This window comes from Janthinobacterium sp. J1-1, from assembly GCF_030944405.1.
GTDB lineage: Bacteria > Pseudomonadota > Gammaproteobacteria > Burkholderiales > Burkholderiaceae_D > Janthinobacterium.
The window spans coordinates 4,512,110-4,533,409 of sequence record NZ_CP132339.1; the positions used below are offsets into that span (position 1 = coordinate 4,512,110).

At 60.3% G+C, this 21,300-nt stretch carries 21 protein-coding genes and 1 pseudogene; 9 read left to right on the forward strand and 13 right to left on the reverse strand.

Going from position 1 to position 21,300, the window contains the following annotated elements; translation table 11 throughout:
- Positions 1-21 precede the first annotated feature (21 nt).
- Positions 22-816: a glucose 1-dehydrogenase gene (locus Q8L25_RS20540; protein WP_308921148.1), complete on the forward strand. Its 795-nt coding sequence runs from the start codon at positions 22-24 to the stop codon at positions 814-816.
- 11 nt (positions 817-827) lie between these two features.
- Here the strand turns inward: Q8L25_RS20540 and Q8L25_RS20545 are convergent, their stop codons facing one another.
- Both Q8L25_RS20545 and Q8L25_RS20550 read right to left on the reverse strand, forming a co-directional pair.
- A complete protein-coding gene (locus Q8L25_RS20545; RefSeq protein WP_308921149.1) occupies positions 828-1,409 on the reverse strand; it encodes a hypothetical protein in 582 nt (193 codons plus the stop codon).
- A 2-nt stretch (positions 1,410-1,411) separates the two neighbouring features.
- Positions 1,412-3,700, reverse strand: a complete 2,289-nt coding sequence (locus Q8L25_RS20550) for a heavy metal translocating P-type ATPase (protein WP_308921150.1) — start codon at positions 3,698-3,700, stop codon at positions 1,412-1,414.
- Between the two features lie 97 nt (positions 3,701-3,797).
- On the opposite strand from Q8L25_RS20550, the gene cadR reads away from it, so the two are divergent.
- The gene (gene cadR / locus Q8L25_RS20555) at positions 3,798-4,229 is read left to right on the forward strand and encodes a Cd(II)/Pb(II)-responsive transcriptional regulator (protein WP_308921151.1); all 432 of its coding nucleotides are present in this window, start codon (positions 3,798-3,800) and stop codon (positions 4,227-4,229) included.
- Positions 4,230-4,238: 9 nt separating this feature from the next.
- Here the strand turns inward: cadR and Q8L25_RS20560 are convergent, their stop codons facing one another.
- The 5 genes from Q8L25_RS20560 to Q8L25_RS20580 all read right to left on the reverse strand — a co-directional run bounded on the left by Q8L25_RS20560 (position 4,239) and on the right by Q8L25_RS20580 (position 8,200).
- Positions 4,239-4,622, reverse strand: a complete 384-nt coding sequence (locus Q8L25_RS20560) for a hypothetical protein (protein ID WP_308921152.1) — start codon at positions 4,620-4,622, stop codon at positions 4,239-4,241.
- Positions 4,623-4,717: 95 nt separating this feature from the next.
- Positions 4,718-5,269 (reverse strand): DUF4142 domain-containing protein, encoded by a 552-nt coding sequence (locus Q8L25_RS20565; protein WP_308921153.1) that lies wholly within the window; start codon positions 5,267-5,269, stop codon positions 4,718-4,720.
- A 96-nt stretch (positions 5,270-5,365) separates the two neighbouring features.
- Entirely contained in the window at positions 5,366-6,019 is a 654-nt protein-coding gene (locus Q8L25_RS20570; RefSeq protein ID WP_308921154.1) for an SMI1/KNR4 family protein, read from the reverse strand.
- A 62-nt stretch (positions 6,020-6,081) separates the two neighbouring features.
- Entirely contained in the window at positions 6,082-7,212 is a 1,131-nt protein-coding gene (locus Q8L25_RS20575) for a catalase family protein (protein ID WP_308921155.1), read from the reverse strand.
- A 91-nt stretch (positions 7,213-7,303) separates the two neighbouring features.
- The gene (locus Q8L25_RS20580; protein ID WP_308921156.1) at positions 7,304-8,200 is read right to left on the reverse strand and encodes a LysR family transcriptional regulator; all 897 of its coding nucleotides are present in this window, start codon (positions 8,198-8,200) and stop codon (positions 7,304-7,306) included.
- Positions 8,201-8,302: 102 nt separating this feature from the next.
- Between Q8L25_RS20580 and Q8L25_RS20585 the strand changes: the two genes are divergently transcribed.
- Positions 8,303-9,742, forward strand: a complete 1,440-nt coding sequence (locus Q8L25_RS20585) for an amidase (RefSeq protein WP_308921157.1) — start codon at positions 8,303-8,305, stop codon at positions 9,740-9,742.
- A 4-nt stretch (positions 9,743-9,746) separates the two neighbouring features.
- Here Q8L25_RS20585 and Q8L25_RS20590 read toward each other — a convergent pair whose 3' ends face one another.
- Together Q8L25_RS20590 and Q8L25_RS20595 are read right to left on the reverse strand one after the other, a co-directional pair.
- Complete coding sequence (locus tag Q8L25_RS20590; protein WP_308921158.1) at positions 9,747-10,157, reverse strand: DUF2061 domain-containing protein; 411 nt, start codon at positions 10,155-10,157, stop codon at positions 9,747-9,749.
- 183 nt (positions 10,158-10,340) lie between these two features.
- Positions 10,341-11,234, reverse strand: coding sequence for a LysR family transcriptional regulator (locus Q8L25_RS20595; protein WP_308921159.1), 894 nt, complete (start codon positions 11,232-11,234; stop codon positions 10,341-10,343).
- A gap of 99 nt (positions 11,235-11,333) precedes the next feature.
- Here Q8L25_RS20595 and metE point away from each other — a divergent pair, with 99 nt between their 5' ends.
- Positions 11,334-13,619 (forward strand): 5-methyltetrahydropteroyltriglutamate--homocysteine S-methyltransferase, encoded by a 2,286-nt coding sequence (gene metE, locus Q8L25_RS20600; protein ID WP_308921160.1) that lies wholly within the window; start codon positions 11,334-11,336, stop codon positions 13,617-13,619.
- Positions 13,620-13,694: 75 nt separating this feature from the next.
- Here metE and Q8L25_RS20605 read toward each other — a convergent pair whose 3' ends face one another.
- Positions 13,695-13,922 carry a hypothetical protein gene (locus tag Q8L25_RS20605; protein WP_308921161.1) on the reverse strand — a complete coding sequence of 76 codons (228 nt, stop codon included), beginning with the start codon at positions 13,920-13,922 and terminating at the stop codon, positions 13,695-13,697.
- Between the two features lie 42 nt (positions 13,923-13,964).
- Positions 13,965-15,133 (reverse strand): IS3 family transposase gene (locus Q8L25_RS20610; RefSeq protein WP_308921162.1). Its coding sequence is split into 2 segments (ribosomal slippage): positions 13,965-14,869 and positions 14,869-15,133, totalling 1,170 coding nucleotides; the frame shifts between segments, so codons are not numbered across the junction.
- Between the two features lie 259 nt (positions 15,134-15,392).
- Here Q8L25_RS20610 and Q8L25_RS20615 point away from each other — a divergent pair.
- The 4 genes from Q8L25_RS20615 (at position 15,393) to Q8L25_RS20630 (ending at position 18,441) form a co-directional block, all read left to right on the forward strand.
- Entirely contained in the window at positions 15,393-15,620 is a 228-nt protein-coding gene (locus tag Q8L25_RS20615) for a hypothetical protein (RefSeq protein ID WP_308921163.1), read from the forward strand.
- Between the two features lie 147 nt (positions 15,621-15,767).
- Positions 15,768-16,253, forward strand: a complete 486-nt coding sequence (locus tag Q8L25_RS20620) for a hypothetical protein (RefSeq protein WP_308921164.1) — start codon at positions 15,768-15,770, stop codon at positions 16,251-16,253.
- Positions 16,163-18,052 carry a hypothetical protein gene (locus tag Q8L25_RS20625; RefSeq protein WP_308921165.1) on the forward strand — a complete coding sequence of 630 codons (1,890 nt, stop codon included), beginning with the start codon at positions 16,163-16,165 and terminating at the stop codon, positions 18,050-18,052. Before Q8L25_RS20620 ends, Q8L25_RS20625 begins: the two co-directional genes overlap by 91 nt.
- Complete coding sequence (locus Q8L25_RS20630; RefSeq protein WP_308921166.1) at positions 18,052-18,441, forward strand: hypothetical protein; 390 nt, start codon at positions 18,052-18,054, stop codon at positions 18,439-18,441. The genes Q8L25_RS20625 and Q8L25_RS20630 overlap by 1 nt, the downstream gene beginning before the upstream one ends.
- Here the strand turns inward: Q8L25_RS20630 and Q8L25_RS20635 are convergent.
- Entirely contained in the window at positions 18,413-19,471 is a 1,059-nt protein-coding gene (locus Q8L25_RS20635) for a hypothetical protein (protein WP_308921167.1), read from the reverse strand. The two genes, Q8L25_RS20630 and Q8L25_RS20635, sit on opposite strands and share 29 nt — an antisense overlap.
- 182 nt (positions 19,472-19,653) lie before the next feature.
- Between Q8L25_RS20635 and Q8L25_RS20640 the strand changes: the two are divergent.
- Positions 19,654-20,028: pseudogene (locus Q8L25_RS20640) on the forward strand (IS5/IS1182 family transposase); the annotation flags it as partial.
- Here the strand turns inward: Q8L25_RS20640 and Q8L25_RS20645 are convergent.
- Positions 20,002-20,904 (reverse strand): YiiX/YebB-like N1pC/P60 family cysteine hydrolase, encoded by a 903-nt coding sequence (locus tag Q8L25_RS20645; RefSeq protein WP_374694188.1) that lies wholly within the window; start codon positions 20,902-20,904, stop codon positions 20,002-20,004. The pseudogene Q8L25_RS20640 and the gene Q8L25_RS20645 overlap by 27 nt on opposite strands.
- Positions 20,905-21,300: the final 396 nt, after the last annotated feature.

The following is a 21,300-nucleotide window of genomic DNA, read 5'->3' on the forward strand; positions in this document are numbered from 1 at the left end:
CCATCTTTCGAAGGATGATACATGACGATCCAGCAATCAATTTCCCCGGCCATCCCGCGTTTGACGGGCAAGGCCGCTCTCGTTACCGGCGGTGGCAGCGGCATCGGCCGTGCCGCCGCGCTCGCGTACGCGCGTCACGGCGCCATGGTGGTGGTGGCAGGTCGCCAGCTTGCGCCATTGCAGGAAACCGTCACCATGATCGGCGCACTCGGTGGCGCGGCCGGCGCCATCGCCACCGACGTGGCGCGCGCCGACCAGGTGCAGGCGATGGTGGCGCATGCGGTCAGCCAATTTGGCAAGCTCGACATGGTGTTCAATAATGCGGGCACCGAAGGCGTGTTTGCGCCCATCGGCGAATTGAGCGAAGCCGACTACGACGCGGTACTGGGGATTAACCTGAAAGGCGCCTGGCTGTGCGCCAAGTACGCGGCGCAAGCCATGCTGGTCCAAGGCCACAGTGGCGCCATCGTCAATACGGCATCATGGCTGACGCAATTGGGCGTGAGTGGCAGTTCGGCGTATGCGGCCAGCAAGGGCGGCCTGCTGGCGATGAGCCAGGCGCTGGCGGTGGAACTGGGGCCGCAGGGCATCCGGGTCAACACCGTGTCGCCTGGCATTATCGCCACGCCCATGTTCGATCGGCTCGGTGGCAGCGATGCCCTGGCCGCCACCTTTGCCGCGGCCACGCCGCTGCGCCGCGTGGGGCAGGCCGGCGATGTGGGCGACGTGGCCGTCTGGCTGTGCAGCGACGAGGCACGCTTTGTGACGGGGCAAAATATTGTCGTCGACGGCGGCTACACGATTGCCGGCCTGTAAACTGGCAGCTGTCAAGCTTGCATCAGGCCGTCGATGGCGTAGGGAATCTTATCGACATCGGTATCGGCCATGGCGGGCAAGCTCGCCACTTGTTGCAGCAGGAATTCGTAGCCACAAGCACGGTTTTCAAGGTCGCTGCTTTGCCGGGCCATGAATTTGACCACCCGCACCGCATGGTTGCCCGCTTCCAGCCGGACGTCGGCATCCAGGCCCAGGCGTTCTTCGGGCGGTGGGAAATGCAGATAGTAATCGAGGTCGAACTCCATGATGCCGAACAGATCCGTCACGATCAGGGTGCCGCTGCTGATTTTCAGGGGTAGAACCACGTCCAGCACGGCATCGATCAGGTGCGCTGGCGTGCTGATGGTGTCCGTATCGTTGAACACCAGCTGGTAATCCCACGCCGGAATGCTATAGATGGGCAGCAAGCAGCCCTGCCGTATGGCGGCGTCGCCCACTTCCGGATAATCGTTGAAGTACTGCAGCAGATCCGTGGCCTTGATCTGTTGCTCATCGATAAAGGCGGCCAGGGTGGCCGGGTCGAACAGCACCATGCCCGGCGTTTCCAGGGTGATCTTTTGATGTTGCAGCATGCTTAAGCCTTGCTGGCGCGCAGCAGGCGCAAGCCATTGGCCACCACCAGCAGGCTGGCGCCCACGTCGGCGAACACGGCCATCCATAAAGTCGCCAGGCCACCCAGCGCCAGGCCGAAGAAAATGACCTTGATGCCGATCGCAAAGCTGATATTTTGTACCAGGATGCGGCGCGTACGGCGGGAGAGGCTGATAAATTCCGGCAGCTTGCCCAGTTCATCGTCCATCAGCGCCACGTCGGCCGTTTCGATCGCCGTATCGCTGCCGGCCGCGCCCATGGCAAAGCCGATATCGGCCTGCGCCAGGGCCGGCGCATCGTTGACGCCGTCGCCCAGCATGGCCACCACGCCGAACTGCCGCTGCAGGGCCACGATTTCATCGAGCTTGTTTTCCGGCAGCAGTTCCGCCTTGACCAGGGTTACGCCGACTTCATCGGCAATACGCTGCGCCGTCAGGGCATTGTCGCCGGTCAGCATGACGGTGGTCACGCCCATGGACGTCAGGCGGGCAATGGCGGCCGCGGCCGTCGGGCGCAGCACATCGGCCACGGCGATCACGCCCAGCGCCTGGCGATCGTCAGCCAGGACCATCGCCGTATAGGCTTGCTGTTCCAGGCGGGCAAGAACCGCCTGCAATGCCGGCGTCAGCACCTTCAATTCCTGCATCAGCCGCGCATTGCCCAGGTAGTAGGTCCGGCCGGCCAGCATGCCTTGCACGCCACGGCCATGCAGCGCGGAAAATTGCGCCACCGCTTGCAACTGGGCAGCCGGCGGCCCCGCCTTGACGATGGCGGCGGCCAGCGGGTGGGCGGACCCGGCCTCCAGGCTGGCGGCCAGCAGCAGGATGTCTTCGCGGCTGTGGCCATCGAAAGCCACCACCTCCGTCACGGCCGGTTTGCCCATGGTCAGCGTGCCGGTCTTGTCGACGGCGATCGCCTTGATCTGATGGCCGGTTTCCAGGAATTGCCCGCCTTTTACCAGAATGCCGCGCCGCGCCGCCGCCGTCAGGCCGCTGACCACGGTAACCGGCGTGGAAATGACCAGGGCGCAAGGGCAGGCGATCACCAGCATCACCAGCGCTTTATAGACCCAGTCCATCAGCGGCTGGCCCAGCAGCAAGGGCGGCAATACCGCCACCAGAATGGCGCAGACCACCACCACCGGCGTGTAATAGCGGGCGAACTGGTCGACAAAGCGCTGGGTGGGCGCCTGCTTGCCCTGGGTCTCCTCGATCACCCTGACGATTTTCGCCAGGGTGCTGTTGCCGCTGTTGGCGGTCACGCTAATATCGAGCAAGCCCAGTTCGTTGATGGTGCCCGCATACACCACGTCGCCGGCAGCCTTGTCCACCGGCATGCTTTCGCCCGTGATCGGCGCTTGGTTGACGGCGGACTGGCCGCTTTGGACGATGCCGTCCAGAGCGATGCGTTCGCCCGGTTTCACCCGCACCAGGCTGCCCACAAGCACCTGCGCCACCGGCACGCTGCGCCAGTCATCGCCAAACTGCACGGTGGCCACGTCCGGCGCCAGCTGCATCAGGCTGTGCACGGCATTGCGCGCGCGGTTCAGCGACAGGCCTTCGATCAGCTCGGCAATCGCAAACAGGAAGATCACCATCGCCGCTTCCGGCCACTGGCCGATGGCGACGGCGCCGATAACCGCCAGGCTCATCAGGAAATTGATATTCAGCGTAAAACTTTTCAGGGCGATCCAGCCCTTTTTCAAGGTCGGCCAGCCGCCGCTGGCGATCGACAGCAGGGCCAGCGCGATCACCAGCGGCGAGTTGTCCTGGTGCGTCGTCCATGCCAGCGCTTCGGCTGCCACGGCGGATATGCCGGAGACAAACAGCAGGCTTTTCTGCACGCCGGACAGCTTGCCTTCATCGGGATCTTTCACGCTGGTCACGCCGGCTTGCACCGGCACGGCCTGCATGCCGATACCGTGCAGCGCCGCTTCCACGCTCGCCAACGAAGGCAAAACGTGATGCACGTCCAGCACCCGGTTCATCAGGTTGAAATCGAGGCCCACCACGCCGTCCATGCCGGACAGCTTGTTGCGGATCAAGCGCTCTTCCACCGGGCAATCCATATTGGCGATGCGGTATTTGGCCGTTTGCGCACCGGCAAGCGGGGCGCTCGGCAGCTCGAACGCCGGCGCCGACGCAGCGACCTCGGCATGGCTGTGGGAACAGCAGCCGCCATGGGAGTGGCCGTGCGATTGTTGTTGGCCATGATCATGCGCGTGTTCGTTCGACGGCGCGGGCGTAGGGGCGTGGTGGTGATCGTGCGGCATCGCATCATCCTTCAGGGATTCGTGTATGCTTGCATTAGAAACCCTGTAGCCGCTACAGGGTCAAGCGAAATTTACACGATACAAGAAAAGGACTGCCATGCGTATCGGAGAACTGGCCAGGCGCACCCATTGCGATGTCGAAACGGTGCGCTACTATGAAAAAGCGGGCTTGCTGCAGGAACCGGGCCGCAGCAGCGCCGGCTACCGCGAATACAAGGCGGAACACCAGGAGCGGCTGCAGTTCATCCGCCATTGCCGTTCATTGCAGATCGGGCTGAGCGATATCCGCGCCTTGCTGGAATTTAAGAACAACCCGGCCGAAGGTTGCCAGAGCGTCAATCAGTTGCTGGACCACCATATCGAGCGGATCGCCGAGCAGATGGCCAACCTGCAAACCTTGCAGCAGCAACTGGTCAGCCTGCGCCACCAGTGCGACCAGCCGACGCCGTCGCAAGACTGCGCCATCCTGCAAAACCTGTCCGAAGCGGCCAGCGGCAACGATTGCGCCTGCCATACGGAGTTGCATTAAGCGTCAGGATCAGGCGCATTGCGGCAGGGTCCAGCCCTCGTAGCCCATGTCGGTCGGGTAAATCGCCCGCTCATTGCCCCAGCGGGCATAGTCCTGCAAGCCATCTTCATGCAGGTCCAGCACCCATTCGGTGCTTTCAAGCATGTCACCCTGTTTGTCATAGACGCGGAAGAATGATTGCGTGCTCAGCGAGCGCACGATATTCGATACCGTGCCGCTGCCATAGGCGGGCGCATAGGTATTGATCACGCATTTGCCGCTGGGGCTCCAGGCTTGGGCGTACAGTTTGGCGTGTTCGGCGGCATTGATCTTGACGGACAGCCAGACGGCAATCAGCATGGCCATCAGCAGGCCGGCCACGATCAGCAGGCTTTTCTTGAGGAGTGGAGACATGAAAGGCATTGAAAACGAGATGGCCGCATTGTAAGCCATGCCGGCACCGGCCGCTCGGATGTTGGCCGGTGCCTTTGACGCATTTACTGTCTTTTTCAATTGCCCAGGCTGGCATGCAGGGCATTCGCCATGTCCAGGTGATGCTGCAAGGCGGGCAAGGTCTTGGCGGCAAAGGCCTTGATTTCCGGATCGGTGGCTTTCTGGCTCGCTTCCGTAAACAGCTTGACGGCATCCTTGTGCGCCGCCACGCCTATCCTGGCCGCGTATTCCTGGTCGAATTTCTTGCCTTCCAGGCCGCTCAGCTTGGCGATATCGGCCTTGTGGCGGGTGCCCGGCTGGTCGCTGACCGTGATCTGCCTGGCTGCCGCCAGCTGTTTCAGTTCATCGGCCACTTTGGCGTGGTCGGCCACCATGGAATCGGCGAATTGCTTGACTTCCGCGTTGCTGCTCTTGCTTTGGGCAACTTTGCTGGCGGCAATTTCCGTGCTGCCGGCATCGGCCGCCTTGGTGAGGAATTGCTTGTCGTAAGCGCCAGGCGCATTGGCGGCGATGCTGTTGATCGCCATGCCGCTCAACAGGGCGACGGCGGCGCCGATGGCGATGCTTTTCATGGAAGGCGTACGGGAACTGGTGGTGGTCAGGCGCATGGGAATTCCTTTCGATATGGTTTTTACAAATTGGCTAAAATATTAAGCCAGAGGCACAGCCACACACATAGGACGCACGCGATCGTTCTGGTAGGACTAGTCCTGTACGTTAGCGCACAATTCCATCTCCAGGCGGCGGAACAGCGGACCGATGTCCGGGTCGTCGCGCCAGCCGGGCAAGCCGATATCGAGGTATTCCGCGGTGGCCGCCAGATGCGAGGGCAGGCTCGCGTATTGCTCGAGGTCCCTGATCACTTCGTTCTTGTCCAGATACAGGCTCGCGATATAGGCGTCGAACGACGGCGCCAGCACCATCAGCCCGGCCGGCGCCCTTGGGCCGGTCCACGCCGGCAGTTCGCGGATATACGCCAGCACCCGGCCCTGGCCCTCGTCGCTGAGGTCCAGGAACAGCATGGAATCGCCGCCATCGCGGGCGAACGGCAGGATTTTTTCCGGCATGTCCATGTGCTTGCGCGCCGCGCGCAGCTCGCCCACCAGGGTTTCATCGCAAAAATCGCCTTCGTCGGCATTGAACAGGCCGGGAAACGACATCTGCTCAAAGCCGCCGCGGCCGTCGGGCACGTCGCAGTAATAATCGATCTCGCCGCCATTGGCCACCTGCAGGAAATCCAGGAAGCTGGCCGGCAGTGAAGCTTGCAGCTCGGTTTCGATGGCGGCGATCTGGGCCGGCGTGGGTGCCGGCCTGGCTTCGTCGATGGCGATATGGCGGTAGCGGGTGTAGTAAGTCATGCGGTTCCTGGCGGGAAGTAAAACCGCCAGTGTAAGCAAACCCGCCGATGGGGCGCGTTCCGTTAAGCGATTGGCAAGTCTTCGACGCCGCGCGGTTCGCGCGCTTCCACGCCCGTGCGCTCGAAGCGGAAGCGCGAGGACATGGCATAGGCCGCCTTGCGCACGCGCATGATGGAGCCCAGCGGACGGTGTTCCAGCACCCCGTGCCATGGCGTAAACGACATGCCGTCATCGATGGCGCGCGACAAGGCCTCGCTCCAGCCCGCCTGTGGCGGTGCCGTGATGCGGGCCACCGGCAGGAAGGGGCTGTCTTCCTGCTTCCATTCGACCGAGGCGTCTTCCAGCGGCATCGTGTCGATATCGCGGCACAGCTGCACGCGCACTTCCCAGATGGCCGTATGGCTGGCAAAAAACGCGGTGACCGCCTCGCGCAGGCCGTTCGGCTTGCCGTCGAGATCCACCGGCGCGTCTTTCAGCGACGCCAGTTCCGGCGAGACGGGCACAAGTTGCACCTTGGCCATATAAGCGCCGTACAGGATGGGCACCTGGCTGAAATACGTTTCGCCCAGCACATTGGTTTCCGGGTGGCCACCCATGCCTTTCAGCAGCGTGCTCTCGCCACCGACCGCTTCCAGCGCTTTTTCAGCGCCTTGCAGCACGGTCGACAACGCTTTTTTCAGGCCAGGCGCCTTGTCGGTGGTGCTGGCCAGCAATTTCAGGCTACCGAGGAATTTCTTCGCCGTCGGCGCCTGGAACACGGGGCCGTTGACCATCACGAAATCCTGTGTGGCGGCCGGCGCGCTGGCCGTACTGTCTTCGCCGTCCAGGGTCGACAACTGCGTGCCTGGCACGCCCACCACCTTGACGGCTATGCCGCGCGGCACGGAGACATTGTCGTCCAGCATATCGCCGGGAATGGTGGAGATACGCATCACGACCGGATAGCTGCCCGGCCGGGCAAACAGGCCCTGCGCCAGTTCGGGCGCCAGGCCGTCGAGCACCTGCAACTGGCCGCGCAGCAAGCCGTGGCTTTTCGCATGCACGCTGCGCGTGGCGTGGCCCGAGTCTTTATAGGTGGTGGCCGAGATGCCATGCAAGGTTTGCAGCAGCTGCGCCTTGGTGTCCTGCTCGCCTTCCTCCTCATATTCATGGCGGGGATCGTAGGGCAGGGGCGGGCGTGGAATGGCGGACATGGCTTTTCCTTGTAATGGGTTGTAGGCAAGCCATCATTACCGCAAGTGGCTATCGCTTCTGTATGCTGTCATACAGAGCGGGAAAATAAGCCTACAGGGCAGCCATGACCTGGCCGCGCAGCCAGCGGTGGCCGGGATCGAGATGCAGGCGCTCATGCCAGACCATCGCCATCTCGTAGTCGGGCAGCGCCAACGGCGCTTCCCAGGTGCGCAGCTGGGTCAGGGCGTTCTTCAGCAGCCGCGACGGCAGCAGCGCCACCATGTCGGACTGCGCCAGCAAGGGCGGCACGAACAGGAAATGCGGCACCGACAGCACCACCTTGCGGGTGAGGCTCTGCAGTGCCAGCGCCGTATCGACGGCCGTGCGGTAGCCGCCGCCATTTGGCGACACCACCACGAATTCCAGCTCACAGAAGCGGTCGAGATCGGGCTTGGCTTGCAGCAGCGGATGATCGCGCCGGCAAGCCAGCACATAGTGTTCGGTAAACAAGATGCGATGGCGCAAACCGGGCGGCGCCTCTTCCTGCGCCAAAAAGCCCAGGTCGACCTGGCCACTTTCCAGCTGGCCGGCCATGCGCGCCGGCACTGCCTCCAGCACGGCCATGCGCGAACGGGGCGCGGCGGCGCGCAAGCTTGGTAGCAGCGGCAGCAGGATGGCGTATTCGGTGGCGTCGGCCGCCGCCAGCTTCCATTCCACCTCGGCCGTCAAGGGATCAAACGCGTTTTCCGGCTGCAGCACCTGTTCCAGCTGGGCCAGTGCCGCTTGCAAAGGAGCAAGCAAGGCCAGCGCGCGCGCCGTCGGCAACATCCCACGCGGGCCGGGCAACAGCAGCGGATCGTCAAATGCGGTGCGAAGCTTGCCCAGTTGCACACTGACGGACGGCTGGCTCAGATGCAAACGCTGGGCCGCGCGCGTCACATTGCGTTCAACCAGCAGGGCGTCCAGAGTCAGCAGCAGATTCAAATCGAGCTTGCGCAAATTGTGCATGACTATACCTGCTATCTTTGTTATTCATTTCTGCAATCATACCGCAAGCCCTAGAGTAGCTGTTGTGCCCTCGCACATCTCATCCACTACAGGAGCAATCTGATGCAACTCCATGAATATACACAATATGATGGCCTGGGCCTGGCAGAACTGGTGCGCCAGGGCGAGGTCAGCGCCGCGCAATTGCAGGCCTGCGCGCTGGAGGCGATCCATGTCGTCAATCCGCGCATCAATGCCGTGATTGAACATTGGCCTGCCGATGCAGTAACGTTGGACGCGGCGGCGCCGTTTGCCGGCGTGCCCTTCCTGGTCAAGGATATCGCCGTGGCGATGGCCGGCAAGAAAATGGAAATGGGCAGCCGTCTGGCGGCCGGGCATATGGCGCCAGCTGATTCCTATCTGATGACGCAGTTCCGTCGCGCCGGCCTGCTCACCATCGGCCGCACGACGACGCCAGAAATGGCGTTTGCCACCACCACTGAGGCGGTACTGTACGGCGTCACCCGCAATCCCTGGGATTTGTCGCTGAGCGCGGGCGGCTCCAGCGGTGGCGCGGCGGCGGCCGTGGCGGCCGGCATCGTGCCGCTGGCCCATGCGACAGACGCGGCCGGCTCCATCCGCGTGCCGGCCGCCTCCACCGGCCTGTTCGGCCTGAAGCCCAGCCGTGGTCGCGTCTCGAACGGCCCGGCCATGGATGAAATCTTCAGCGGCCTGGGCGTACAGCTGGGCGTCAGCCGCAGCGTGCGCGACAGTGCCGCCTTGCTCGATGCCGTGCAGGGCCCGATGCCGGGCGAGCCGTATGTCACGGCCGCGCCTGGCCACACCTGGCTGTCGCAGGTCGACGCGCCACCCGGCCGGCTGCGCATCGGCGTCATGCGCGACGCCAACGACGGCCAGCGGCCCGATGCCGACACGGCCAAGGCCCTTGATGGTTGCGTCAAGCTGCTGGCAAGCCTGGGCCACCATCCGGAAGACGCCGCGCCCAGCCTGGGTGTCTCGTGGGAAGCGTTCGTGCTGGCCAACGCGCGCATCTGGTGCGCCAACCTGGTGGGCTGGATCAAAGGCATGGCGCAGGCGTCGGGCCGCGCCATCTCGCCAGAGACGCTGGAACCGGCCACCCTGGCTTGCTACCGCTACGGGCAGACAGTCTCTGCGGTCGAATTCGTCGCCGCGCTCGATGTGCGCAATACCGTCACCCGCCAGGCCGGCGCCTTCTTTGATCAATATGATGTGTTGCTGTCGCCGACCTTGCCATCGCTGCCGTGGCCGCTGGGGTGCTATGGAGAAGACGAGGAATCGATGGACGGCTTTGCCTGGACGGCGCGCCTGTTCCAGCATTCGCCGTACACGCCGCTGGCCAATGTGGCGGGATTGCCGGCCATGTCGGTGCCGCTGGCCATGTCCGGCGATGGCTTGCCGATCGGCATCCAGTTCATGGCCGGGCTGGGCCGGGAAGGGAGTTTGTTAAGGCTGGCTGGGCAGCTGGAACGGGCCGCACCGTGGGCGCAGCGCCGTCCAGCCGTCTGGGCGGGAACAGCATAGAAACTTACAACGCGGCCAGGCGCAGCGCGTCGCGCCGTTCCAGTCTGGTGCGCAAGCGCGCCCACAGGCGGTCGTGGAAGGGCAACACGATCACATTGCAGATCGGCTCGACCACGGCCAGCAAGCCGCCAAACGCCGCCGAGCCGGTAGCCCAGTACATCACGGCAAAGGCCACGCCCATGTGCATCAGCGTCTGGCTCAGCTTTTCGCCGGCCAGCGCGGCCACGCCCAGGTGCTTGTGCGCCTGGCGCCGGCGGATCGCGTGCCACAGCTTTTCGTGCAAGGGCAGCAAGGCGACATTGATGACCGGTTCGATAATGGCGGCCAGGCCACCGAGAGCGAGCGAGCCCGTCAGCAAGTAGGCGAGGCCAAAGGCGATCGACATATGGGTGATGACCTGGCTGAATGTTTTCATGGCGGTGAGCAAGGGAGGCTCCTTTCTGAGCTGGCTGATCCTTGACTAACATAGTAATGATTCGCATTTACAAATGGAAGTAAATTCTTTCAACCGTGCCAGTAGCGTGCGCCTATGACTGTTTTTCATCAACGGGGAGGGGCAGGGCAGCACGCTTGCGACTGCCCTGCCGTGAGGGGATCCCTAAGGATAGCGGTCCGCTTGCCTGGCCATCTCGATAAACGACTGCACATAATCGATGCCGCGATCGCTTTCCCTGACGCCCACATAGATATGCTTCTGTATGCCTTGCGGCCCCAGGCGCAGGGTGCGCAGGCTCAGCTGCGGCGCGTAATCGGTCACCAGCCACTTCGGCAAGGCGGTCACGCCGCGTCCGCTGGCCACCATCTGCAACATGATGTCGGTGGTCTCGATCGTCTTGTGTTGCTTCGGTGTGATGCGTGCCGGGAGCAGGAACTGATTGTAGATATCGAGGCGGTCGATCGGCACCGGGTACGTGATCAGGGTTTCCTGCGCCAATTGTTCCGGTGTAATCGTTTCCAGCCCCGCCAGCCGGTGCTCGCCATGCACCACCAGCACCTGCTCATAGGCAAATACAGGTTCGAAGTGCAAGGCCGGCCGCGGCAGCGGGTCCGGCGTGACCAGCATGTCGATCTCGTAATTGATCAGCGCGCCGATGCCACCGAACTGGAATTTCTGTTTGACATCCACATCGACATCGGGCCAGGCCGCCAGATAGGGCGAGACGATGCGCAGCAGCCACTGGTAGCACGGGTGGCATTCCATGCCGATGCGCAGCACGCCGCGCTGGCCGTCACGGTATTGCTCCAGGACGCCTTCGGCGTTTTCCAGCTGCGGCAGCACGCGGTTGGCCACGCCCAGCAAGAATTGCCCGGCCTGCGTCAGACGCAGGCTGCGGCCTTCGCGCAGCCACACGGCCGTGCCCATTTGCTGTTCCAGCTTCTTGACGGTATGGCTGAGGGCGGGTTGCGTCAGGAACAGCGCCTGGGCGGCCGCCGTCAGTGAACCGAGGCGGTCGACTTCGCGCACGACGGCCAAATGTATACGTTCAAGCATATGATCGATGAATATAAATAATGGACACATCAAATTTTACCATTATTTTTTATTGATCAGACTAGCTATGATGTTCTTAACTTAACAAGGAGCATCAACATGGCCATCACACACAATCTGGGATACCCGCGCATCGGCGCTAAACGCAAACTGAAATTTGCGCTGGAAGATTACTGGAAGCGCAACAGCACCCTGGCCCGATTGGAAGCACAGGGTGCCGAGCTGCGCCAGCGCCACTGGCGGGAGCAGCACGCGCTGGACCTGGTGCCGGTCGGCGACTTTTCCTTCTACGACCAGGTGCTGGACCTGAGCTTTACTTTGGGCAACCTGCCGCAGCGCGTGCGCAATCTGCAGGGTGAGGCGCTGGACAACTACTTCCGTGTCGCCCGTGGCCGCTCGGCCAGCGACAGCGATTGCAGCTGCGTCCACGCCGGCGAAATGACCAAGTGGTTCGATACCAACTACCATTACATCGTGCCTGAATTCGCGGCCGACACCACCTTCAAGCTGGACAGTTCGCGCCTGTTGACGCAGCTGGCACAAGCCCGTCAATTGAAAGTCAACGCCAAGCCGGTGCTGATCGGCCCCGTGACTTACCTGTGGCTGGGCAAGGCCAGGGACGATTCCGACAAGCTGGCACTGCTGAACAGCTTGCTGCCAGTCTACGCCCAGTTGCTGCAGGAGCTGGCCGCGCAAGGCGTGGAATGGGTGCAGATCGACGAACCGATCCTGGTCACCGAACTGGACGGCGCGTGGCAGCAGGCGCTGGCCACCGCCTACGACGCCCTGAGCCAGGCCGCCGATGTAAAGATTCTGCTGGCCACGTATTTCGGCAAGCTGCAGGGCAACCTGGCGCTGGCCTGCAGCCTGCCGGTGGCCGGCCTGCACCTCGACGCCATCAATGCGCGCGACGAAGTAGGGCGAGTGATCGCACAATTGTCGGACACCAGCATCCTGTCCCTGGGTGTGGTGAATGGCCGCAATATCTGGAAAACCGACCTGAGCGCCACCCTGGACTGGCTGGAACCGGTACAGCAAAGCCTGCGGTCGCGACTGTGGATCGCGCCATCGTGCTCCTTGCTGCATGTGCCGGTCGACCTGGACAGCGAGCAGAAACTGGACCGGGAAACCCTGTCCTGGCTGGCCTTTGCCCGTCAAAAACTCGATGAAATCCAGGTGCTGGCCGGTGCCCTGAACCAGGGCCGTGCCTCGGTGCAAGCCGCGTTGGACGCCAACCACGCCGCCGTCACAGCGCGCCGCCAGTCGCCGCGGGTGCATAATCCCGCAGTCAAAGCAGCCGTGGCCCGCATCGAAGCGCGCCAGGGCCAGCGTGCCAGCGGCTATGAAGTGCGCGCCGCCAAGCAGGCCGCGCTGCTGAAACTGCCGGCGTATCCGACCACGACCATCGGTTCCTTCCCGCAAACGGCCGAAATCCGCCAGGCGCGCAGCCAGTTCCGCAGCGGCGCCCTGGACGAAGCGGCCTACAGGCAGCTGATGCAGGCGGAAATTGCCCGTTGCGTGACGGAACAGGAAACCCTGGAGCTGGACGTGCTGGTGCATGGCGAAGCCGAACGCAACGACATGGTCGAGTATTTCGGCGAACAACTGGACGGCTACGCCTTCAGCCAGTTCGGCTGGGTGCAATCGTACGGTTCGCGCTGCGTGAAACCGCCGATCTTGTTCGGCGACATCAGCCGCCCGCGCGCCATGACGGTGGAATGGAGCACCTACGCCCAGTCACTGACGCAAAAACCGATGAAAGGCATGCTGACCGGCCCGGTCACCATCCTGAACTGGTCCTTCGTGCGCGACGACCAGCCGCGCTCGGTTTCCTGCTACCAACTGGCGCTGGCCATCCGCGCCGAAGTGCTGGACCTGGAACGCGCCGGCATCCGCGTGATCCAGATCGACGAAGCCGCGCTGCGCGAAGGCTTGCCACTGCGCAAATCGCAATGGGCCGAATACCTGCGCTGGGCCGTGGAATCGTTCCGCATCACCGCCAACGGCGTGGCCGACGAAACCCAGATCCACACCCACATGTGCTATTCGGAGTTCAACGACATCATCGCGGACATCGCCGGCATGGACGCCGACGTGATCACCATCGAAACCTCGCGTTCCAGCATGGAGCTGCTCGACGCCTTCGACGACTTCAACTACCCGAACGAGATCGGCCCCGGCGTGTACGACATCCACTCGCCAAACATTCCCAGCCAGGAACAGATGGTCAAGCTGATGCGCAAAGCGGCAGAGCGCATACCGGCCCAGCGCCTGTGGGTCAACCCCGACTGCGGCCTGAAAACCCGCGGCTGGAAAGAAGTGCTGCCGGCGCTGGCCAATATGGTGGCAGCGGCCAGGACCTTGCGGGGGGATGCGGGGGCTTAAGGGTTGAGTAGCTGAAAGCAAGGCTGGCCGTGCGGCAATTGACTTAGCACGGCCAGCCATGGGCTAAGCCAAGATTCAGTCGGAAACCCACGATTCGTGGCTTTCAAGCTGTGCAAACAACTGGTTGATGAGTTCACAAACGATATCAAAGCTCCAGCCGACGTTCGGACGAAGGTTATCTGTCCCATGGGCGGGCATATTTCTCAAATGCGGAAGTACTGTGATAAAACGCCCAATCCAGTCGAATTGAAGCTCTTCCTCAGTTGGCTGCACATGTGTGTAGTCAACAACGCAGTTGTTCAAGCCTTCCTCTGAGGTGTACTGTCAATAGCGGACACTCTTGTTTCAAGCCACCCGCGGCTGTTTGCTGAATTTTTCAGCGAACAACGCGGGCGGAACATTGCCAAGGCGCGAATGGCGTCGCTGGCGGTTGTAAAAGCTTTCGATATATTCCTGTATTGCGGCTTTCGCGTCGGCCCGGGTCGCGTAACGTTGATGGTGCACCAGCTCGTTTTTCAGGCTGCCCCAGAAGCTTTCCATGGGCGCGTTGTCATAGCAGTTTCCTCGGCGCGACATGGACGGCTTCATGCCGAACTGCGTCACCAGTTTCTGATAGTCGTGGGCGCAATACTGACTGCCACGGTCGGAGTGGTGAATCAAGCCCGGCGCGGGGCGTTTGTTGCGCACGGCCTTCCACAGTGCTGTTGCCGTCAGCGTTTGCGTCATGCGCTCGTCCATCGCGTAGCCCACCAGCTCGCAGGTGAACACGTCCTTGATACCGGCCAGGTAAAGCCAGCCCTCGCCGGTCGCCACATAGGTGATGTCGGTCACCCAGGCTTCGTTCGGCCGGGTCGGCGCGAAAGTCTGATTGAGCAGGTTGTCGGCCACCGGCAGGTCATGATTCGAGTTCGTGGTGGCCTTGAACTTGCGCTTTTGCTTGCAGCGCAGGGCGAGCTCGCGACGCAGACGGACGATACGATCACGGCCGGCCGGAAAGCCTTGCGCCGTCAGTTCCGGCTGCATGCGCAACGGGCCATAAGTCTGCCGGCTCTGCGCGTGCACGGCCTCGATGGCGACCTTCAGGCGTGCGTCGTCCTGCGCCCGCTGCGACGGTTTGCCGTTCGACCAAGCGTAGAAACCGCTGCGCGAGACGCCAAAGACGCGGCACATGATGGTGACAGGAAATTCGAGTCGCAAGGTCTTCATGACCGCGTACTTGGCAGCGACTCCCGCGCAAAGTACGCTGCCGCTTTTTTTACGATATCGCGCTCCATGCGTGCCTCGGCAAGCTCTTTGCGCAGCTTGGTTACCTCAGCCTCAAGCTCCGGCACGGAGCGGCTACCAGGGGCTACTTTGGGCGACGTGCCGCGCCTTGCCGCACTGACCCAGTTCGCTAGCGTGCCCTTGGGAATGGTGAGACGCAACGCGGCGTCTTCCAGCGTCAGGCCTTGTGTCAGGACCAGTTTTACCGCTTCTTCCCGAAGCTCCGGTGTGTATGTTGTTGAGCGTGTCATAAGTTCTCCAGTTGGTGAAGTTTACCAAACTAGAGTGTCCGAAAAAGTCAGGGTACCTCACTCGTTCATTCTGCGCATCTCGACACGACGATGGCGATCATGTGCAATTTCCAGCGCACGTTCATCTCGATTGCTCAAACGCTCGTTGGTGCTCAGTCCATTGATGCTAACGGTAGTTTGTTAAATGCGGAGATACAGATTAATGCCCCGGCCGCTCTCCAGCGTCTCCAGCAGTCCGGCAAGTTGGTTCGGCAGGGACATGTCGGAGAATGCGTTCCAGGAGCGCATCAGCCAATATGCCGGCACCAACGTACCGCTCACGATGGTGGGTGACAACGACATCATGCTGCCGGTGGCGGTCAATGGCGGACTGATCAAGCGCGTGTGGTTGCACCACACTGGCAACGTCACCAAGGCCGAACTTCGCACCAATGGCACGCCACGCATCCGTGCTGAGCTTACAGGCCGGCATCCCGTACACGCATAACGTGGCCGGCAAACTGATATTGCTGGACTGGACCGGACCGGCGCCGCCGATGGTGTCGATATCGCCACTATCCGCAACGGCACGCCACAGGCCACCACGCCGGGGCGCAAGGCGGCCGCGTTTCGCCTGGTTGAATCCTACGATGGCGTGACGCTGACGGCAACGGTTGATGCCGTGATTGGCATTTTCCTGTCGTTCGATGATGCCCAGCTGGACGTTGCGGATGGTTCCGCCGTCAAGGTACAGGACGGCCTGGTCATTAATAACGTGCTGGAAAACCCGGTTCCGGTGACGTTCTCGCAGCAGATCGTACCGCTGGGCAGCTTCGATATCACAGGCGATGTAGCAGTGGTGGCGCGCGGCGCTTCCACGGTCACCAACACCCCACCAGTGGCCGTCACGGAGGTAGAGTCGGCACTGCTGGCCGCCGACCCGGCGCGGCGCGGCGTGCGCATCTACAATGCCGGACCAGGCGCGATTGCTATTGGCGGCGTCTGCCTGGTGTATGAGCATGCAGCCATCACGATCCGCCCAGGCGAAACGTGGAACGAAGCGGACGCGCCCGGCGCGGCGTGGCGCGTCATCTACGAGCCCGGCGAAACGGCCTCAATCAAATTACAGGAAATTTTATGAAAAAATACCTTAACCACACTCTGGCCGCGTTGGCGTGCCTGGGCGTCATCGTTTCGGGTGGCGCGAGTGCTGTCACGGACATCGTTGACCGTGCATTCATCAATAAGGGCGACGGCGCCGTGGCGCGATCCTTTGCCGACAAGCTGAAGGAAACGGCCAGCGTCAACGACTACGGCGCCAAGGGCAACGGCATTTCTGACGATACTGTAGCCGTGCAAAAGGCCATCACGGCTGGCAATACCAAGTTTTTGACCGGTTACACCTACAAGGTCAACGGCAACCTGCTCATGCCGGCAAACCGCACCGTGCTGGTAGAGAAGGGCGCGGTGATCAATACGACCGGGCGTTTTACGGCCTACAACGTCGATAACATCGAGTGGAAAATTGACGGTGTAATCAACGTCACGGCGATGAACACGGCGCCGGCCAAGCCCGCCTGGCCGAACACGGCGGCAGGCACGCAGAATGGCGATGAACGCGGCTTTTTGGAGTTTGGCGGCGCGGTGTCGTCGTCGGCGTCGGTCAGCGGCTTTTGGGTACATGGCACGGGCAAGATCGTCGGGCCGTGGACTGGCACGCCGAACTTCAATGACAGCGTGTACCAGGTCAACCGCAAGGGCATTGCGATCTGGTACGCCAAAAACGTGCTGGTCGAGGGCATTGAGATTTCCGGCTTTGACGGCGAACAGGTCTACTACACCGGCAGCACGCCGGACGTGACGAACATCGTTTTCAGCCGGATCAACTCGCACCATGCCCGCTTCAACGCGCTCAATTTCAACGTGGCAAACCTGGCTGAACTCGGCTTTTCTGGCGCCTATCGTGGCCTGAAAATCGTTGACTGCACCACGGATACCTCGTTTTCCGGTATCGAAGCGTCGGCAGGCGTAATCTCGGGCAACTACGTGCGTGCCGCCGTGGAATACGGTATCTGGTTCGGCCTGGGCGCCGGGCGCGGTGCCATCGAGGTGTCCAGCAACATCGTGGAAGACAGCGAGAAAATCGCCTATGCCATGTCGTTTTCGTCCGACTTGGGCACGCCGATTTATGACGTCACCGTACACGATAACAAGGCGATCAACGCCGGCACGGACAGCTTTGTGTTCAATCGCCTGCTCGGCTTCACCGTGAAAAACAATGTTTCGCGGGGCCATGGCCGACTGGCCGCTGGCCGCGCCTTCGCGTTCACCAATTCAGAACAGGGATGGGTAGATGGAAACATCACGTTTGCCCCTGGTCCGTATGCGATCGCCAATGTGACCAGCCTCACCAGCATTATCAACATGGGCAGCAATCCAGTCGTGCTGCCAGGCGGCAAGGCGGCGACGGCGAACGGCACCCATCACGGCGTAGGCGGCAAATATGCAGGCGTGGCGACATACGGCAACCGTGAAAACCAGTTTGCGCTCTGGTCGTCCGACTTCGGCGTGCCTGGCGCCGGCCCTGAATTGGCGTTCAAGAACGGCTCGGGCGGCGCTGCCGTGTTCGCATCGATATCGGGCAAGGGCAACCAATACAACGCAGGCGGATCGACTGGCGGCGTCGTGATCGCCAGCAAAAAATCGACCACCGCGCAGGCCACGCCAGGAGCCACGGCTGAATTTGACGATGCGGGCAACACGATCCTGTCTGGCAACCTGACGACCGGCGACGCAACGCTGATCCGGTCGACTGCGACGCTGACAGACGGCAAGGCAGCTGCCACTGGCACGCTGACAAACGCACCGTTCGCCGGCCCGCCGACCAAGTGGGTGCGGATTCTGGACAACGGCACGCCACGGTTTATCCCTGCCTGGTAATGAGCCTCCTGATCATGGTGGGTGCGGTCGCCGCCGCTGCCCTGCTGCTTTGGATGCAAGCCGGGCAGGGCGGGGCGGATGACGGCGACACGGCGTATGAAGCGCCAGATTTATTCGATCAGGCAGATGTACTTTTTCAGGAATTTACCGATATGAATTCGAACGTTTCACCAGAACAGCAGGGCCACAATCTGGCCGCGTTCATGCGGGCGATCCGCGTAGGTGAGGCGACGCTGGGCCAGGATGGATACCGCACCCTCGTGGGCGGGTCACTGTTTGACGACTATTCCGACCATCCACGTGTGAAGGTCTGGATACCGCGCATCAATGATTATTCCACCGCTGCAGGCGCCTATCAGATCATTCAACGCACATGTCGGCGCTGGTAGCGGGACTGTCGGCGGCGTCATGGTGGGCGGCCAGGTGGGCAGCTACTACGATCCGATGCTGGGCGCGCCATACAATCCTGAAACCGTCGTCGGCCGCATGGGCCTGGCCGACCTGTGGAACGGTATCAGCAACAGTGATTAGCTCGGTGGCCGGCATTCCCCGTACCAACATGACGCAATGTGAAAAAGACCTGGCGGCGGGCAAAACGTGGGATGCCTCGTTTTCGCGTCCGGCGTCAACCTGGCTGGGGAGTCTGTTTTGAACCTGAAAAGCATTATTCCGACAGGGCCGCAAGTTGCCCGTGAGGCGCTCATTGTGCTGGGTGGCGAGCTGATTGCTGCCTTCATCCTGAGTCGTTTCCCAAAGCTGCAAAAGTTCGTTTCTGATAACAGCCTGACCGTCAAAGATGCGGCCGGCAATAGCCTTTACTAGGGGTAGCATGCGTACTGTATTGAACCGTTTGAACGAGCCGTCCACCTGGGCGGGCGTGGCCGGCATGGCCCTGGCCGTATCGCCATTCCTGCCGCCACCATTCCATATCTGCGCCCAAGGCCTGGCGGCCATGGCAGGCGCGCTTGCCGCCGTAATGCGCGACAGCCAGGCAGCGTAATGTTCGGCGTGTTGATCAACACCATAATACTGCAGTGGCTGCTGGCGGCCGCTGGGGTGGCGTTTCTGGTGTATCGACAGCACCAGGCCGATACTGTTCTGGATCGGTGCTATCCGCGTGCTTAAAAGGGCTAATTCGTCAGCTTCACCGGGTCGAAATCGTCGCGCCGCAAGTCTGTGATTTGTGGCTTTTTTTGGCCGGCGTTCGGCCAGCACGATCACGTCGCCGCGCACGATGCCCAGTTTTGCGTGAGTACTGGAAAATCCCATCTGGCGGAATCGCTCGGCACGCTCCATATGGCGCAGGCGCATGTACTGGGGAACCCACCACGGCACGCGCTGTTTCGCGCTCAGCCAGTCGCGCACGGTGCGCTCGTCGCGGCGCAGGATGCGCGCCAGATCGGCAAGGGGGATGCCCACGGCGAAGTGGGCGAACTCGGTAGGTTGCCGTATCGAAGGTTCGGATATCGCATAGATTTTCTGTCAAAAAAGTGATGGGCTTGCCATCATGCCGAATCGCATTTGCGATTGGGAAAATGAAGAAGTGAGAATTTTTCAGGCCCGGTCGTGAAGTTCGCATAATTTATATTATGTAAAATGACGTGCTTGGGGAAGGAAGGGTTTCGCTTTATTGCCGTAGTACCAAGAAGAAGCTGACGCGGCGTGACCGTTTCCTCTCTGAGATAGACAGCGTAACGCCGTGTGGCAAGCTGCATAGTACTTTCGTCGGCATCGACCTGGGCCGCGAATCGGCGCCGGAAGCGACGACCTTGCTGAAGTTCCGCCACCTGCTTGAAGCCAAGGGGCTGACGCGCGAGATCTTCGACACGATTAACGGGCACTTGGCCGAGAAAGGCTTGATGATGCGCGAAGGCACTATCGTCGACGCTACGCTGATCGCCGCGCCACCGTCGACCAAGAACGGCAAGCGCGATCCGAAAATGCACCAGTCAAGAAAATTGAAGTCCTTTTTCTTCCTTCAATTGCTCAATAACTGATATTCGTCGATCATGTTGATTACATAGATTGGTATAAGGCTCTAACTCTAACCTCAAAACTTCCCTTGGAAATTTTCTATAAAGGTCTTTAAATGCGGCGGCTTGTTTATACCAATGTAGGAAAGCTCCATTCTTGTCATCACTAAGCGTGCCCTCACAGTAATTAATGAGTTCATCTAATAGGCCGATACCTTTCAAATTATCATGCATAGAAAGCATCGCCGAAGTTTCGTACCTCCAAGGATATTTTTCTTCTTGCGTTCTCCAGTAGTCTAGATAGCCAGAATTTTTATAAGCAGCAGCAAGCTCAAAATCCATTTTTGGAAAATTTACTGAAGCTTCGATAATATTCTGCAAGTTCAATATTTTGGGATATATTCTTCTTGCCGCCTCTAGTAGATTGTTTGTGACCGCTGTCATTCCTTTAGTGTCGTCTCCTGCACTAAGGATATTTTCAATTTCCTGCTCTGTTACTTGAATCGAAAAATTTTCAACTCGATGCAATAGGCTGGAATTTTTCAGATCATCAGGTGTACAAAAATTGGGATTGTGATGTAAATTAATTCCAACACTAGCATATGCCCGAGCTACTAAGCGAGAGCAAAACATTTTTTCATTCCCATTAAAGTCTTTTATTTCACCTGCAGATAAAACCGCTTCTCTCATAGAGTAAGGTGTTCCGGTTGAAGCTCTAACAAAATCTATTACGTTATCTGTTAAGGATTCTTCGATAGGATTTACTAATCGCAAAACATAAATTGAGCAATCATCCTCATAAAATATCTTTTGAATATTTTTTAAATTAACACCATTGTTGGTGGAATCCATCACACTCCCCCTAGCGACATAAATCATTGCATGTGAAATGTCACTTTTCGTTGCTTTTTTATTGCGCTGCTTAATTTTTCATTCGTAGTAGTTAAAATGATGTCGCCTTTTTTTAGGCTGGAAATATTAATAATTTTCATATTCTATTTTTTTGTTAATGGAGTGTGAAATTTAGCATTTAAAAAAAATAAATGCAAGTTAGATTATTTATCAAATTCACCGCGTTTAGCCCGCTTGCATATTCCGCGACATGGAATTTCATCCTTGAAACAGCGTTCGCAAATACGCAAGCGTAAACAATACCTAGCTTGCTGCACTGCCCATCTTGGAACCCCAAGCATGTACATAAAATCACCGAGCACTCTAGTGCGATTCACTGCTTTCCAATTTGTACGCCTAGAATTTCGAATAATCCAGTACTGA